This window comes from Mesorhizobium sp. KACC 23794, from assembly GCF_052180275.1.
Taxonomy (GTDB): Bacteria; Pseudomonadota; Alphaproteobacteria; order Rhizobiales; family Rhizobiaceae; genus Kumtagia.
The window spans coordinates 2,537,171-2,551,249 of sequence record NZ_CP197465.1; the positions used below are offsets into that span (position 1 = coordinate 2,537,171).

The window sequence follows — 14,079 nt, forward strand, 5'->3', positions numbered from 1 at the left end:
GATTTCAGACCGGCAGTTCAATGCCGGCAGCAAGGGGAATATATGTCACTGGATTGGGACAAGCTGCGCGTGTTCCATGCCGCGGCGGAGGCTGGGTCGTTCACCCATGCCGCCGAGACGCTGCGGCTGTCGCAATCGGCGATCTCACGGCAGGTGAGCGCGCTGGAACACGATGTCGGCGTGCCGCTGTTCCACCGCCATGCGCGCGGGCTGGTGCTGACCGAGCAGGGCGAACTGCTGTACCGTACCGCCCACGATGTGCTGATGAAGCTGGAAACGGTGCGGACGCGGCTGACCGAGGCCAAGGACCGGCCGTCCGGCGTGCTGCGCGTGACGACTACGGTGGGTCTCGGCGCTGGCTGGCTGACCGAACGCATCCCCGAATTCCTGGATCTCTACCCCGATATCCAGCTGCAGCTCATCCTCGCCAACGAGGAACTGGATCTCACCATGCGGCAGGCCGACTGCGCGATCCGCCTGCGCCAGCCGCAGCAGCCGGACCTGATCCAGCGGCGGCTGTTCACCGTGCATTTCCATCTGTTCGCCGCGCCCGCCTATGTCAACAAGCACGGCAAGCCGAACTCCATCGCCGATCTCAGGAACCACCGCATCGTCACCTTCGGCCTGCCGGTGCCGACCCATCTCAGCGAACTCAACTGGCTTGAGACGGTCGGCGACTTCGAGGGGGGCCAGCGCGTGGCGACGCTGCAGATCAACGACATCATCTCGATCAAGCGCGCGGTGCAGCGCGGGGCCGGCATTGCCATGCTGCCCGACTATCTCATCGACAAGGAGTCCGGCCTCGTCCAGTTGCTGCCGGAGACCGAGGTGCCGTCCTTCGACACCTATTTCTGTTATCCCGATGCGATGAAGAACCAGGCCAAGCTGCACGCTTTTCGCGACTTCGTCATATCGAAGGCCCGCAACTGGTCGTTCTGAGAGTCCGTCTGCAGAGCCGCCTGCCGTGGTCGCTATGGCCGCCGCCATGGCGTCAAGCGCGGAAACCAGCCGGGAACGGCGCGGCGATAGGCTTCGTAGTCGGCGCCGTAGCGCCGGGCAAGCACGGGCTCCTCATAATAGCGCACGAAGGACACGACCGCAGCCGCAACCACCGCCCCGTATACGGCGACCGGGACCGCGCCGAACAGCAACGACTGACCAAGGATGATCGACAGAACGGCCAGATACATCGGGTTGCGGACATGGCGGTAGATGCCGCCAACCACCAGCCGGGCGGTCGGCGCCACGGGCGCGGGCGTACCCAGCCCCTCTACCGCGAAACGCACGAAGGCATGGATCAGCACGGCAAGTCCGACAGAAATGAGGATTCCTGCCATGATGACAACGGCCGGCTGCGTCGAGATTGGCAACTGGTAGCGGTCCGTCAGCAGGAATGGCACCAGCCCCGCGACGACGCAGGGTACGAAGATGAAGAACAGGACGCTGCCGAACGCCGCCGTGCTTTTGCGCAATGCCGAAGCCTCCCGAAATCCGCCGCGTCGGTCGTGCCGTTCCGGTGTGCCGCAGCGTCATCCTGTACTATTCGACGCTGCAGAAAAATTGGACCACAGAGGGTTCGATTTTGCATGGGTGCCTTGCAAACACCATGCTTGTTTCTTGGGCAAGGCGGGCTCATATATTCACCATCTTAAGGGCGCGTTCCTCCTCCCATTAGCGCCCTTGAGTGTTCCCCTCTGGAGGTTTAGCCTTCTACAGGCACTTCCAATCAACTCAGCCGGGTCTCTCCAGATCCGGCTTTTTTGATTCTTGGGCCTTGAATCCGCGCATTTCTGTTGCATTGCAGCAATTATCGCCGCGTTGTCCTTGAAACGCCGTCTGCCGCCTTGTCCGAGAAAATCGACATGCTTGAATATTGGGCATGAATGAAGCCTGCTTATTGAATGAGCAGGCCTCATCGGAGATTGCTGTCGCTGTAATCAACCGGAGCGCGCGTATCAAACCGTCGGGATCGTGCCGCCATCGATGACATATTCGGCGCCGTGGATCGAGGCGGCGCGGTCGGAGGCGAGGAAAGCGACGAGTTCGGCGATTTCCTCCGGCCACGCGGGGCGACCGATCGGGATGCCGCCAAGCGCGTTCATGATGCCCTGCCGGGCGGTTTCCTCGTCGCCGCCGGCGTGGTCGGCCAGCCGCTTCACCATCGCTTCGGCCGCCGTCGTCCGGATCCAGCCTGGCGCGACGCTGTTGACGCGGACGCCTTTCGGTCCGAGTTCCTTCGACAGGGCCTTGCTGTAGGCCGAAAGCGCTGCCTTGGCGGACGCGTAGGCGATGGTGGATTCGTAGAGCGGCAGCCGGCGCTGGATCGACGAGACATGGATGACGACCCCGGAGCCGCGCTCCACCATCGGCGGCAGCAAGGCGTGATCCAGGCGGACCGCGGCCAGCAGATTGGTGTTCAGCTCCTGTTGCCACAGCGCCTCGTTCAGCGCGGCGAAACCGCCGCCCGGCGCCGAGGAGCCGCCCAGCGTGTGGACGATGATGTCGACACCACCCAGCCCTGACGCTACGGCGCGCGCTACGGCATCCGCGCCCTCGACGGTGGCAAGGTCGGTCTGCACGTAGATATCCGGCGATTGGCCTTGCGGCAGCGGCGAGCGAGACGCCGTGGCGACCGCCGCGCCGGCCGCTGCGAGGCGGCGGACGATCGCCAGCCCGGCGCCCTTGGTCCCGCCGGTCACAAGGACACGCTTCCCGGCAAACTCGCCCGGAATGATCGGAAATTTCGGGGCCGCATTCATCACCCGATCTCCAGGCCGGCGATCGCCTGGCCGCGCAGCAGGAACCGGTAGGTGAGGGTGGCTGGACTTCCTTTGAAATCTCCGGACACCAGGCCATTGACGACGACATGATCGCCGCTGCGCTCGGCTTCCCGCACCTTGACGCTCACGCCGTACTTGCGTGTCGTTTCCTCCATCCAGGCCTTTATCGCTTCACGGCTGTGATGTTCATGTCCTTCGTCGCGCACCACGGCATCGGCGGCGAAGGGCGACAGCATCACCTCGATGTCCTTGCGGTTCTTGGCGGCAAAATAGGTTTCCAGCGCGGAAGGGAGTTCCACGGTCATGATCTTTCCTTTCAAGTCCTGGTATCCGGCGGGGAACGATTGGCTCCGCTTGCCCACCACCCAACTTGGCGCTAGGCTGAATGAATGACAAGAACCGACGAAAAAGTAAGGTACTTACCCGAAAGTCAGGGTGAGGATCTGACGCCGGTATCCGCCGCCAGCGGCGTCGAAAATGTCCTGCGCATGCTGGAGGGGCGCTGGAAGCTGGTGATCCTTTTCCATTTGTTCGGCGGAAAAGTGCTGCGCTTTTCCGACCTTGAGCGCGCCATCCCCGCCATCTCGCAGAAGATGCTCATCCAGCAACTGCGCCAGATGGAGGCCGACGGCATCGTCCGCCGCATCGTCCATCACCAGGTGCCGCCCAAGGTGGAATACCGCCTGACCGATTGGGGCCAGTCGCTCTGCCCGGCGCTCGACGCGCTGCTGAAATGGGCAGCGTCGCGCGGCGCATTCGAGGATGTGCCAACATCGGGCGACGGCTGATCGGAGCGGGACGCGCCGGCCTTGCGCCGGCGCGCCCGACCGTTCATCCGTTAGGCCGCCTTGCCGCGCGCGCTATTCATCGCCTCGTCCGCCAGCCGTCCGGTGAGTTCCGCCATGTGGTCGAAGCTCGCCTGGTAGCTGGCGACGCCGGCCGTCGCGGAACGCAGTTCGATGATCAGATTGCCGATCTCCGACTGCGGCATCGTCGCTTCGACCACGTCCCATCCCTTCCAGCCGGGCCGGGCGTCGTAGCCAAGAATCTGGCCGCGCCGCTGCGGCACGATACCGGTGATTTTCGCCGTGGCGTCCGAAGGGGTGAAGATCTGCACCTTCATGATCGGTTCGAGCAGCACCGGCGAGCAGGCCGCCAGACCTTCCTTCATCGCGAGCTTGGCCGCCATCTGGAACGCCATGTCGGAGGAATCGACCGAATGGTAGGAGCCGTCCGACAGGTTGACCGCCACGTCGACCACCGGGAAACCGAGAGGTCCCGTCTTCAAAAAGTCGCGCACCCCGGTCTCGACCGACTGGATGTAGGTTTTTGGCACCACGCCGCCGGTGATCGTGTCCGTGAACTGGAAACCCGAGCCGCGCGGCAGCGGCTTGATCTCGATCACCACGTCGCCGAACTGGCCGTGGCCGCCGGACTGCTTCTTGTGGCGGCCACGCTGCTGCGCCGCCTTGCGGATGGTCTCGCGATAGGGGACGGCGGGCGTCCCCTGCTCGACGGGAATCTGGTTCTTGCCGTCGAGCCGCTCGACGGTGACGCGCAGATGCATTTCGCCATGGCCGGACAGGATGGTCTCGCCCGTGTCCTGATGGGCGACGACCAGCGACGGATCCTCTTCCGCCAGACGCTGGATCGCCGCGGACATTTTCACGTCGTCCTTGCGCTCCCGGGGCCTGAGCGCGATCGAGAAGACTGGCTGCGGCGGCGATACCTCCACCAGTTGCCTGGCGCCGCTCTTGCCTGAACCAAGCGTCTGCCCGGTTCGCGCGCCGTCCAGCTTGCCCAGCGCCACCGTTTCTCCAACCTTGGCCGAGGGCAGCTTGGCCTGGTCCTTGCCGAGCAGGCGGTAGATTCCCGAAACGCGCGCCGTGCCGCCGTCCGGCAGGGTGAGTTCGTTGCCGTCATTGACCGTGCCCGACAGGATGCGGGCGACGGAGAGTTTTCCACCATGCGCTGTGTGAATGGTCTTCATGACCTGGGCGATCGTGCCGGCGCTGTCGGTAACACCCAGCCGCTTGCGGGTCGCCTCCACATCGGCGACGTCATGGCGGATGGTTTTCAGCAGCCGCAGCACGCCGTTGCCCTTCTCGGCTGTGCCGATCAGCACCGGCGTGACATTGCCGTCGCGAAGGTCAGCCGCAAGATCATCGAACACTTCGTCCTGCGCCGGCGCGACTTCTTCCAGAAGCTGCTCCATCAAATGATCGTCATGGTCGGCCAGGGTCTCCAGCATGGAAAAGCGCGCCTCGACCTCGCGGGCCTTCTCGTCGTCGGGAATTTCGGTCACTTCGCTGGCGGCGTGCTCGCGCCAGACATAGGCGCGCTCCAGCGCCAGGTCGATTGCGCCGACCACGATGCCGTCGCGGCGCAGCGGGATCTGGCGCAGCAGCAGCGGCGTCTCGCTGACCGGCTGCAGCAGCTTCAGTGTGTCGCGCACGCCGGCGGCCGACTTGTCGATCTTGTTGAGAAAAAGGATGCGGGGCAGGCCGAGATCGTCCAGCTTGCGCATGATCAGCTGCAGGGCAGGGATCTTTTTCTCGTCATTTTCGGTCACCACGATCGCCGCGTCGCAGGCGGCAAGCGCCGGCTGCGCCTCGAAGGAGAACTCGACCGAGCCGGGACAGTCGACGAAGGTGATCTGCTCGCCCATGAAGTCGACCGTGGCGACGGTTGCCTCCACGCTCATCGCATGGGCGCGGGCCTCGGCGGAACTATCGCCGACAGAACCGCCGGATCCGACGGCGTTCTGCCGCGCGATCGCACCGGTTCGCGCCAGGATGGCTTCGAGAAGGGTTGTCTTTCCGCTGGCGAAGGGACCGACAATGGCGACGCATTTCGGTCCCGTACGCCTGTCTCCGGCGCGTGTACCCATGGCTGACCTCCACTCAAGCGTTTCCTTGAAGCGGCGGCCGGCCTTGCGACCGTCGCGGGCGGGGTATTTTCATTCTCCACCTGCCCAAACCCATCGTCACACGGGTTTGAAGGGAGGGCAAGAAGAAATCCCGGACGGCATTTTGAGGCGCCAGGTCGGGCGCACATGGCTTCCGTTCAGGTCGATGGCACTGCAAAATTCCTTCAATTCCGCGTCATGAAAAAACCCCGCTTGCGCCGGCAAAGCAATGCTCCTACTTTGTATGATCTCCGCCGTGTTGATCACGACAGGTTTCGACGCATATATTCGGCACTGCCAGAGTCTCAGGGAATCAGGACGAATCGGCGCCAGGATCAATGACAGGTAGCGGCAAGCAACCCAGCGAGCGTCTTCTGATCGCCCTTTACAGGACGATGCTCTGGCTTGTTGCCGTCATCGCACTCGGCGAGGCTCCTGCGTCCTCCGAGCAAGCTGGCCGCTCCAGTCACCGATACGTCGCGGAAAGCAGCTTCTCCGCAGGCTGGCCCGATCCGTTTGGCGTCGTCGCCTACCAAGCCTGTGTTTCCGCGCCCGACGATTCGGACGGCCCGTCCCCCGGCAACGACCTTGCGGAGGCCAGCGATCAGTTCGGCCTGCCGCCGACTTATTATTCGAGCCGCGTCTGTCCGCGTCTCGCCCTCGGCATGCCGCCGGCGTCGGCCACTTCCGAGCGATCGGAAACCGCCGGCACGCAGGCCCGAGCACCCCCGGCCGCCATTTTCGCCTGACGCGACCTGCCGGCGTTCGCTTCGGCGTCTGCCGGGCCTTTTCAAACTGTATTCATGACCGACCGGCCCGCGAATAGCCTCCAGAAGGAGGCTCGCAAGCCGTCAAACCTCTAAAGGACCAATCATGGCAAAGACTCATCCCCTCGGCTTCAGGATCGAGCAGGAGATCAAGCAGGCGCTCACCTCGGCGGCGAAGGAGGATCACCGTTCGGTTTCCTCGCTCGTCGAACTCATCATCGCCAAGTGGCTGCGCGACAACGGCTATCTCGCCGGCAAGCCGGAGCGCGCGCTGCGCGCGATGCTGGACGCCTAGAACACTTTCGATGCGGGCCGGTGAAACGCCGGCCCGTATCGATCTGATGCCGTCTCGTCCGCCGCTGGTCTTGCGGCGCCGGGTGACCACGATACGTCTCCGGAAACGCGCCGCGTAGACCTGCGCCGGCTAAGACCAAAGTCGTAATCCCATAGTCATAATCCTAAAGACGCTCTCATTTTCGGGGGCGCCTTCTGGCATTTTTCTTTCCGCGGGCACGACTCTTCGTGGCCGGTTTCGGCACATCGCCAACGGGAGGACAACGATGTCAGTGGCAGCAGCAGTCGGCGCCAGGGGGCGCGGCATGACGCGAGAGGAGAAGAAGGTCATCTTCGCCTCTTCGCTGGGTACCGTCTTCGAATGGTACGATTTTTATCTCTACGGAGCCCTTGCCGCCTTCATCGGCGCGGCCTTCTTCAGCGAATATCCTGAAGCCACGCGCAACATCTTCGCGTTGCTGGCCTTCGCCGCCGGCTTCCTGGTGCGCCCGTTCGGCGCACTGGTGTTCGGCCGCATCGGCGACCTTGTCGGCCGCAAATACACCTTCCTCATCACCATCCTGATCATGGGCCTGTCGACCTTCCTGGTCGGCCTGCTGCCCGGATCGGCAAGCTGGGGTATCGCTGCGCCGGCCATCCTGATCTTGCTGCGGATGCTGCAGGGCCTCGCGCTCGGCGGCGAATATGGCGGCGCGGCGACCTATGTCGCCGAACACGCGCCGGACGACCGCCGCGGCTTCTACACATCCTGGATCCAGACCACGGCGACACTCGGCCTGTTCCTGTCGCTGATCGTTATCCTGGTCATCCAGGGCTCGATGAGCAAGGAGACATTCGCCGCATGGGGATGGCGCATTCCGTTCCTGCTGTCCTTCGTGCTGCTCGGCATCTCCGTCTGGATCCGGCTTTCGCTCAATGAATCGCCGACCTTCAAGCGTATGAAGGAAGAGGGCAAGGGTTCCAAGGCGCCGCTGACCGAGGCTTTCGGCCAGTGGAAGAACGCCAGGATCGCGCTGCTGGCGCTGCTCGGCCTCACCGCCGGCCAGGCTGTTGTGTGGTATTCCGGGCAGTTCTACGCGCTGTTCTTCCTGCAGAACGTGCTCAAGGTCGACGCGGTGTCAGTCAACATCATGATCGCCATCGCGCTGGCGCTCGGCACCATCTTCTTCGTCGTGTTCGGCTGGCTATCCGACAAGGTCGGCCGCAAGCCGATCATCATGGTCGGCCTGCTGCTCGCCATCGTCACCTACTTCCCGCTGTTCAAGGCGCTGACCTGGGCCGCCAACCCGGCGCTGGCAACCGCCCAGCAGACCACGCGGGCGACGGTGACGGCGGCGCCCGGCGACTGCACGTTCCAGTTCAACCCGGTCGGCACGGCGAAGTTCACGACCTCCTGTGACATCGCGACGTCGTTCCTGACGCGCAACTCGGTGCCTTACGACGTCGTCTCGACGGCGGCGGCGGGCACCGCGGCAACGGTCAAGATCGGCGAGACGACAATCGAATCGTTCGACGCGGTGGCTGCCGGCGATCAGGCTGCGGCCAAAACCGCCGCCTTCAACAAGGCGGTGAACATCGCTCTTCACAATGGTGGCTATCCGCTGGTTCGCGGCGCGGCGACCGTCGCCGACCAGAAACTCGACGCCTTCATCGCCGCCAACCCGGAACTCACGCTCGACGCGGCGGCGATCCGGGCCGGCGAGAAGAAGACGGTGCCGGTGGCACAGGCGATCAAGGACAAGCTGGTGACGGCCGAAGAGGCAGCCGGTGCGACCGAGATCACCGCCTATAGCATCCCCGCCGCCGGCGCCTTCACCATGGTGGCGGCCAAGGATCAGGTGAACTGGCCGATGGTCATCGGCATCCTGTTCATCCTCGTTCTCTACGTGACGATGGTCTACGGGCCGATCGCCGCGATCCTGGTCGAGATGTTCCCGACCCGCATCCGCTACACCGGCATGTCTCTGCCCTACCACATCGGCAACGGCTGGTTCGGCGGCTTGCTGCCGGCAACGGTCTTCGCGATGAGCGCTGCAAGGGGCGACATCTATTTCGGCCTCTGGTACCCGATCGCCATCGCCGCCATGTCGCTGGTCGTCGGCATGCTCTTCGTCAAGGATACGCTGGGGACGGATCTGCACGCGAAGGATTAAGGCTCCCGGGCCTACGAATGAAGACCGGCAGGCGGCGACGCCTGCCGGTTTTCTTTTTGGGCTTTTCGCAGCCAGGCCGGCAATGCCAGCCGAGGGGCGATCCTCAACGGAAAGAGGGCAGGCTGGGCAGTTTGGGCAGGCTGGGCGGCTTCATGTTCGCCCATTCCTTCGCCTGTTTCGACAGGTCCCTGCCGAGCTTCTTGGCGTCGTCGATATGCTTCTTCAGTTCAGCCTTCCTGGCCTCGAACTCGGCCTTCTTGGCCTCATATTTGGCTTTCGCCTCGTCGATCTTGGCCTTTGCCGCTTCGTATGTTTCGCGGGCTTCCTGAAGTTTCTTCTCAGCCTGCGCTCTGGCCTCTTTGATGCGATCCTCGACCTTCTTCTTTTCGGCCAGCAACTCGTTGTATCTCTGCTTCAACTCGTCGACCTTCTGCTGCGCCTCCGCCGCCAGTTCGCCGACCTTCGCAGCCGCCTTTTCATAGGCCTTCTCAGCTTCGGCCAGCCCCTGCTTGACCTCGTCGAGTGCCGCCAGCACGGCAGGCGGCACCAGCCCCGGCGGCAGGCTGGCCAGAGCAGTGTCCAACGCATTCAGCGTCAGCACGGCGTAGTCGGCAAAGGGTGAAGCCGGCAGTTCTTTCACTTTCTCGATCGCCTGCACCGCCGCGGGAACGGCCTTGGCGATGGCTTCCATGACCACGGGCAGGTCCGGCGGCTCGGGCACCGCCGGCAAGGCAAGATCGGGCGCGCCCGGTATTTCGGGCAGGGGAGGGGGCGTCGGCGCAAGATCGAGCGTCGCCTTGGCCATCGTGGAGAGCAGGCCGGTCTCCAGCGCGGGGATGGCGGGCATTTCCGGCGGCGCAGGCATGGACGGCATCGCCGGCACATCCGGCATGGCAATCGCGGGGATGGCCGGCATGCTGGGCAGGGAAGGGGTGACCACGCCGATCTCGCCGATGATGACCGTTGGCCAGCCCTGGACGATTACACCGCCATGTGCGGTGTTGTCGCCGATGCGCGCGGCGTTGAGCCCCATGATGTAGACGCCCGCAGAGCCTCGGACGATCACGTCGGGCGGGCCGACGCAGATGCACATGTCGGTGATGCGCGCAGCAGGGAGATTGCCGATCAACACCAACGGCGCGCCGGGCGCCACGATCGGGCCGCCGACATGCGGGATCGGCACCACGGCGGGTGTCTGCATCGGGCAGACATGCATGTCTGTAAGACGGGCAGCAGGAGGCATGGGCTAAATCCCACTTTTATCGGATCGCGACTCTTGCCCCGTCCAATCCTCACTGCCCCATGAGGCGGATGCCCAATAATCGCTTTTTGGACAGGATTTGTCCAGCATGGCGTTTTTCGGTGCTTTTCTGTAATCTGCTGCGCTGTCGTGAAACTCCGGCTGGCCGGCCGATCCGTGAGCGCGATCCGCAGGTTTCATGGTTCGGCGACGCTGGCGGGCGTGACGCCAGACGGAGACAGATTTCGATGAAGATCATTGCTTGCGGCAGCGTCGCCACCGTCCACGCCCCGGAGAGCTACTTTACCGGCAAGGTGTTGCAGACGCCGATAATCGAGTCCGAAGCGCCATCGCGGCTGAGGGCACTGACAGTGGCGTTCGAACCCGGTGCGCGAACCGCCTGGCACACCCATCCGCTCGGCCAGACGCTCCATATCGTCTCTGGCGCCGGCCGGGTGCAGGTCTGGGGCGAATCGATCCGCGAGATCCGGGCCGGCGACACGGTGTTCTTCGCACCGGGCGAAAAACACTGGCACGGCGCCGGGCCTACAACCGCCATGACCCATATCGCCATGCAGGAAGCGCTCGACGGCAAGACGGTCGACTGGCTGGAGAAGGTGTCGGACGAGCAGTACCGGGCGTAGGGACGGGCAGGCAGATCGGCCGGCAGGGCAAGCGCCATCGACCTGAAGGCAACATGTTCAGCAATCAACCTGCGGCAAGTCTTTCGGCAATCAACGCCGCGAAAAGCGCCGACTCCTCGGCAACCGCCCGAATCGTCCCCGACTTGCGTTTGGTGCCGAAATCGAGACCGGCGAAAAACAGGCCCGGCACGACGCCTACCCCTCCGGCATGGATCGGCTGGCCATGCCGGTCGAGCGCGCCGGCAACGCCGACATAGCCGTAATCGCCGCGAAAGCCGGTGCACCAGATGATGCAGCCGAGGCTTGACACGTCGAGTTCAAGGATCGGCGGATCGGGCAGGTGTGGCGCGACCGTTTCGGCGGGATCGTCTTCGGCGGGTGGCGCATCGATGCCCGACCGCTCGATATAGGCGTCGATCCAGCCCTTGACGCGGGCGGAGGCCTCGTCGCCGAGCAGAATATTGGCGACAACATCGTCGCGGAAGGTCAGCATCCGTCCGGCGGAAAACCCGGTCAGCCGGCCCGTCAGCATCACACCCTCGGCCGACAGGAACTGGAGAGACAGCGTGCGGGTCGCACCGATCACGCCGCGAGCCGGCAGCCGGCCGTCGGGCGCGGCGGCGATCAGTTCGGCGCGGCTCACGTCCATGAAGCCGCTGTCATCGAGCCAGCGCAGCGTATCCTTGCCGCGATAACGGCGTATGAGGCGGCCGACCCGGCCAGTCGACAAATAGACAGAGCGTCCGGCAATGGCCAAATCATAGGCGATCTGTGCTCCAGATTGCCCCGAGCCGACCACCAGGACAGGTCCGGCCGGCAAGCCCTTCGCGCTTCGGTAGTCGCAACCGTCGACCTGCGGCGCCGGCAACGACGCCGCCCATGCCAGGCGCGGCAGTGGACGGTTGAGGCTGCCGGAGGCGATCACGACGTTGCGGGCGGGTATCACTTCGCCGCCGGCCTCGACCACAAAGCCGCCCTCAAGCCCAGTCGACACCGCCGTGACCGCGCGGTCCTTCTCGACAGGCAAGTCATGCCGGCGCGCGTAATCCTCGAGCAACGCGATAAACTCATTGCACGTCAGCGCGCCGTCCGGGTCCGGGCCGTCGTACCGTTCGCCGGGCATCAAAGTGTCGGCGGTGGTCGTATTCAGCCGGAACGTGTCCCACCGTTGGGTTCGCCATGTCTCGCCGATGCGCGCGCGCTCGAAGACGCGATGGCGGATTCCGCGCTGCGCCAGTTCGTAGCTCGCTCCCAGGCCGGCCCAGCCGGCGCCGACGACCACTGTATCCATCAAGCGGCCCCAATCTTAGCTTGGGCTGAATTAGCTGATGTGCAAATTCATATCACTTTCGGCAGGCGGAGGGGAGGTGGCCGGAAGGGCCGGCGCTTCATCGCTCCGCGCTAGCCGCCATCGGTATCGGCATCCGCGCCGGGATCGCTGTTCAGTCGCCTGGCACGCACTCTGTCGAGCTTGCCGAACTCCGTCATGATGCTCACCAGCACGCTTCCGGTCCAACCGAAGGTGAACAGGCCCGACATCGCGATGATCGGTCCGATCAGGCGCCACTGATCGGGGAGGGTCACGCTTCCTCCGCCAAGCGTCGTATAGCTCTGCAGGACGTAATAATAGCTGTCGCGCAGAGAAGGGATCAGTCCCAGTACCGACAGAGGCAGCGACCAAAGCAGTGTTTCGGCAAAATGCAGGACTGCCAGGGCGCCGATCGTACAGGCAAGAAGCAGGTTGATCCGCCAATGCGGGGTGCTGTGGTCCATCAGGACCCAGGACCTGCTGAAGCGCTGGTTGATCGTGCGAATTCCCGCGCCGTGCAGGAAGATGATCACAATCAGGGTGATGGTGCCGAGAACGGTTTCCAGGACCGGGTCCGGAGCTGAGAGTTCAACCATGGCCAACAAACTCCTCCTGATCCGCGGGGCTTGAACGGCAACCCAGGCCGTATCCGGATGCGGCTGGCAAGTGTCGGCATCCGAAAAAGAAAAACCCGGCGCGAGGGCCGGGTTCTTCGTTGGTAGTGCTGGTCCTGCCTTAGCTCAGGCTTGCGGTGAACCGCTGGATGCGCACGCAGGCTTCCTCCAGCAGCGCTTCCGACGTCGCATAGGAGATGCGAAAATTCGGGCCGAGGCCGAAGGCCGTGCCGAACACCACCGCCACGCCTTCGCTTTCCAGAAGCTCGGCGCAGAACTGTTCGTCATTGGCGATCACCTTGCCCGAGGGCGTCTTCTTGCCGATAAGCGCGTCGCAGGACGGATAGACGTAGAAGGCGCCTTCAGGCGACGGGCAGACGATGCCGCGCGCCTGGTTCAGGATCGACACGACGAGGTCGCGGCGGTTCTGGAAGATCGCCTTGTTGGTGGCGATGAAATCCTGCGGGCCGTTCAGCGCCTCGACAGAAGCCCACTGCGCGATGGTGCAGGCGCCCGAAGTCTGCTGGCCCTGGATCATGTCCATCGCCTTCAGAAGCTCGATCGGACCCGCCGCATAGCCGATGCGCCAGCCGGTCATGGCATAGGCTTTCGACACGCCGTTCATGGTCAGCGTGCGGCCATAGAGGTTCGGCTCCACCTCGGCGATCGTCTTGAACACGAAGTCGCCATAGGTCAGGTGCTCGTACATGTCGTCTGTCAGCACCCAGACCTGCGGATGCTTGAGCAGCACGTCGGCCAGCGCGCGCAACTCCGCCTCGGTATAGGCCGCGCCCGACGGGTTGGACGGCGAGTTGAGCACCAGCCACTTCGACTTCGGCGTGATCGCCTTCTCCAGCGCTTCCGCCGTCAGCTTGAAGCCGTTGGCAGAGGTCGTCGCCGCGAAGGTCGGCGTGCCGCCGCACAGCAGCACCATTTCCGGATAGCTCACCCAGTACGGTGTCGGAATCACCACCTCGTCGCCGGGGTTCAGCGTCGCCATGAAGGCGTTGAACAGAATCTGCTTGCCGCCGGTGCCGACGATAGTCTGCTCCGGCTTGTAATCCAGATTGTTCTCACGCTTGAATTTCTTGGCGATCGCCTCGCGCAGCGGCACGATGCCGGAAACCGGCGGATATTTCGTCTCGCCGCGGCGGATCGCCTCGATCGCCGCATTCTTGATATTGTCCGGCGTGTCGAAATCCGGCTCGCCGGCGCCCAGCCCGATCACGTCCCGGCCTTTCGCCTTCAACTCGCGCGCTTTCTGGCTGACCGCGATGGTGGCGGAAGGCTTCACGCGGGAAAGGGCGTCGGCAAGGAATGCCATGACAGGATATCTCCAAGGGGCTTCGGACCGGCGTCGCGCCGGGGTT

14 protein-coding genes are annotated in these 14,079 nt (G+C 64.1%); 6 read left to right on the top strand and 8 right to left on the bottom strand.

Features of this window, described 5'->3' with window-relative positions; all coding sequences use genetic code 11:
• Window positions 1-42: 42 nt before the first annotated feature.
• Window positions 43-939, top strand: coding sequence for a LysR family transcriptional regulator (locus tag ACSBOB_RS12580; protein WP_442582726.1), 897 nt, complete (start codon window positions 43-45; stop codon window positions 937-939).
• A gap of 32 nt (window positions 940-971) precedes the next feature.
• On the opposite strand, the gene ACSBOB_RS12585 is transcribed toward ACSBOB_RS12580, so the two are convergent.
• The 3 genes from ACSBOB_RS12585 to ACSBOB_RS12595 form a co-directional block, all read right to left on the bottom strand.
• Complete coding sequence (locus ACSBOB_RS12585; RefSeq protein WP_442582727.1) at window positions 972-1,472, bottom strand: methyltransferase family protein; 501 nt, start codon at window positions 1,470-1,472, stop codon at window positions 972-974.
• 483 nt (window positions 1,473-1,955) lie between these two features.
• A complete protein-coding gene (locus ACSBOB_RS12590) occupies window positions 1,956-2,759 on the bottom strand; it encodes an SDR family oxidoreductase (protein WP_442582728.1) in 804 nt (267 codons plus the stop codon).
• Window positions 2,759-3,142, bottom strand: coding sequence for a nuclear transport factor 2 family protein (locus tag ACSBOB_RS12595; RefSeq protein ID WP_442582729.1), 384 nt, complete (start codon window positions 3,140-3,142; stop codon window positions 2,759-2,761). The genes ACSBOB_RS12590 and ACSBOB_RS12595 overlap by 1 nt, the downstream gene beginning before the upstream one ends.
• 27 nt (window positions 3,143-3,169) lie before the next feature.
• Here ACSBOB_RS12595 and ACSBOB_RS12600 point away from each other — a divergent pair, with 27 nt between their 5' ends.
• Window positions 3,170-3,568 carry a winged helix-turn-helix transcriptional regulator gene (locus ACSBOB_RS12600; RefSeq protein WP_442582730.1) on the top strand — a complete coding sequence of 133 codons (399 nt, stop codon included), beginning with the start codon at window positions 3,170-3,172 and terminating at the stop codon, window positions 3,566-3,568.
• A gap of 50 nt (window positions 3,569-3,618) precedes the next feature.
• Here the strand turns inward: ACSBOB_RS12600 and ACSBOB_RS12605 are convergent, their stop codons facing one another.
• Window positions 3,619-5,670, bottom strand: coding sequence for an elongation factor G (locus tag ACSBOB_RS12605; RefSeq protein ID WP_442582731.1), 2,052 nt, complete (start codon window positions 5,668-5,670; stop codon window positions 3,619-3,621).
• 356 nt (window positions 5,671-6,026) lie between these two features.
• On the opposite strand from ACSBOB_RS12605, the gene ACSBOB_RS12610 reads away from it, so the two are divergent.
• From ACSBOB_RS12610 to ACSBOB_RS12620, 3 genes are all read left to right on the top strand, one after another.
• Window positions 6,027-6,437 carry a hypothetical protein gene (locus tag ACSBOB_RS12610; RefSeq protein WP_442582732.1) on the top strand — a complete coding sequence of 137 codons (411 nt, stop codon included), beginning with the start codon at window positions 6,027-6,029 and terminating at the stop codon, window positions 6,435-6,437.
• 124 nt (window positions 6,438-6,561) lie between these two features.
• The gene (locus ACSBOB_RS12615) at window positions 6,562-6,750 is read left to right on the top strand and encodes a hypothetical protein (protein ID WP_442582733.1); all 189 of its coding nucleotides are present in this window, start codon (window positions 6,562-6,564) and stop codon (window positions 6,748-6,750) included.
• A gap of 265 nt (window positions 6,751-7,015) precedes the next feature.
• The gene (locus ACSBOB_RS12620) at window positions 7,016-8,902 is read left to right on the top strand and encodes an MFS transporter (RefSeq protein ID WP_442582734.1); all 1,887 of its coding nucleotides are present in this window, start codon (window positions 7,016-7,018) and stop codon (window positions 8,900-8,902) included.
• A 103-nt stretch (window positions 8,903-9,005) separates the two neighbouring features.
• Here the strand turns inward: ACSBOB_RS12620 and ACSBOB_RS12625 are convergent, their stop codons facing one another.
• Complete coding sequence (locus ACSBOB_RS12625) at window positions 9,006-10,145, bottom strand: PAAR domain-containing protein (RefSeq protein WP_442582735.1); 1,140 nt, start codon at window positions 10,143-10,145, stop codon at window positions 9,006-9,008.
• A gap of 245 nt (window positions 10,146-10,390) precedes the next feature.
• Between ACSBOB_RS12625 and ACSBOB_RS12630 the strand changes: the two genes are divergently transcribed.
• Complete coding sequence (locus ACSBOB_RS12630; RefSeq protein ID WP_442582736.1) at window positions 10,391-10,786, top strand: (R)-mandelonitrile lyase; 396 nt, start codon at window positions 10,391-10,393, stop codon at window positions 10,784-10,786.
• 64 nt (window positions 10,787-10,850) lie between these two features.
• Here the strand turns inward: ACSBOB_RS12630 and ACSBOB_RS12635 are convergent, their stop codons facing one another.
• The 3 genes from ACSBOB_RS12635 to ACSBOB_RS12645 all read right to left on the bottom strand — a co-directional run bounded on the left by ACSBOB_RS12635 (window position 10,851) and on the right by ACSBOB_RS12645 (window position 14,033).
• Entirely contained in the window at window positions 10,851-12,077 is a 1,227-nt protein-coding gene (locus ACSBOB_RS12635) for a flavin-containing monooxygenase (RefSeq protein ID WP_442582737.1), read from the bottom strand.
• A gap of 110 nt (window positions 12,078-12,187) precedes the next feature.
• Window positions 12,188-12,691 carry an ion channel gene (locus tag ACSBOB_RS12640; protein ID WP_442583720.1) on the bottom strand — a complete coding sequence of 168 codons (504 nt, stop codon included), beginning with the start codon at window positions 12,689-12,691 and terminating at the stop codon, window positions 12,188-12,190.
• Between the two features lie 139 nt (window positions 12,692-12,830).
• Window positions 12,831-14,033, bottom strand: coding sequence for a pyridoxal phosphate-dependent aminotransferase (locus ACSBOB_RS12645; RefSeq protein ID WP_442582738.1), 1,203 nt, complete (start codon window positions 14,031-14,033; stop codon window positions 12,831-12,833).
• Window positions 14,034-14,079: the final 46 nt, after the last annotated feature.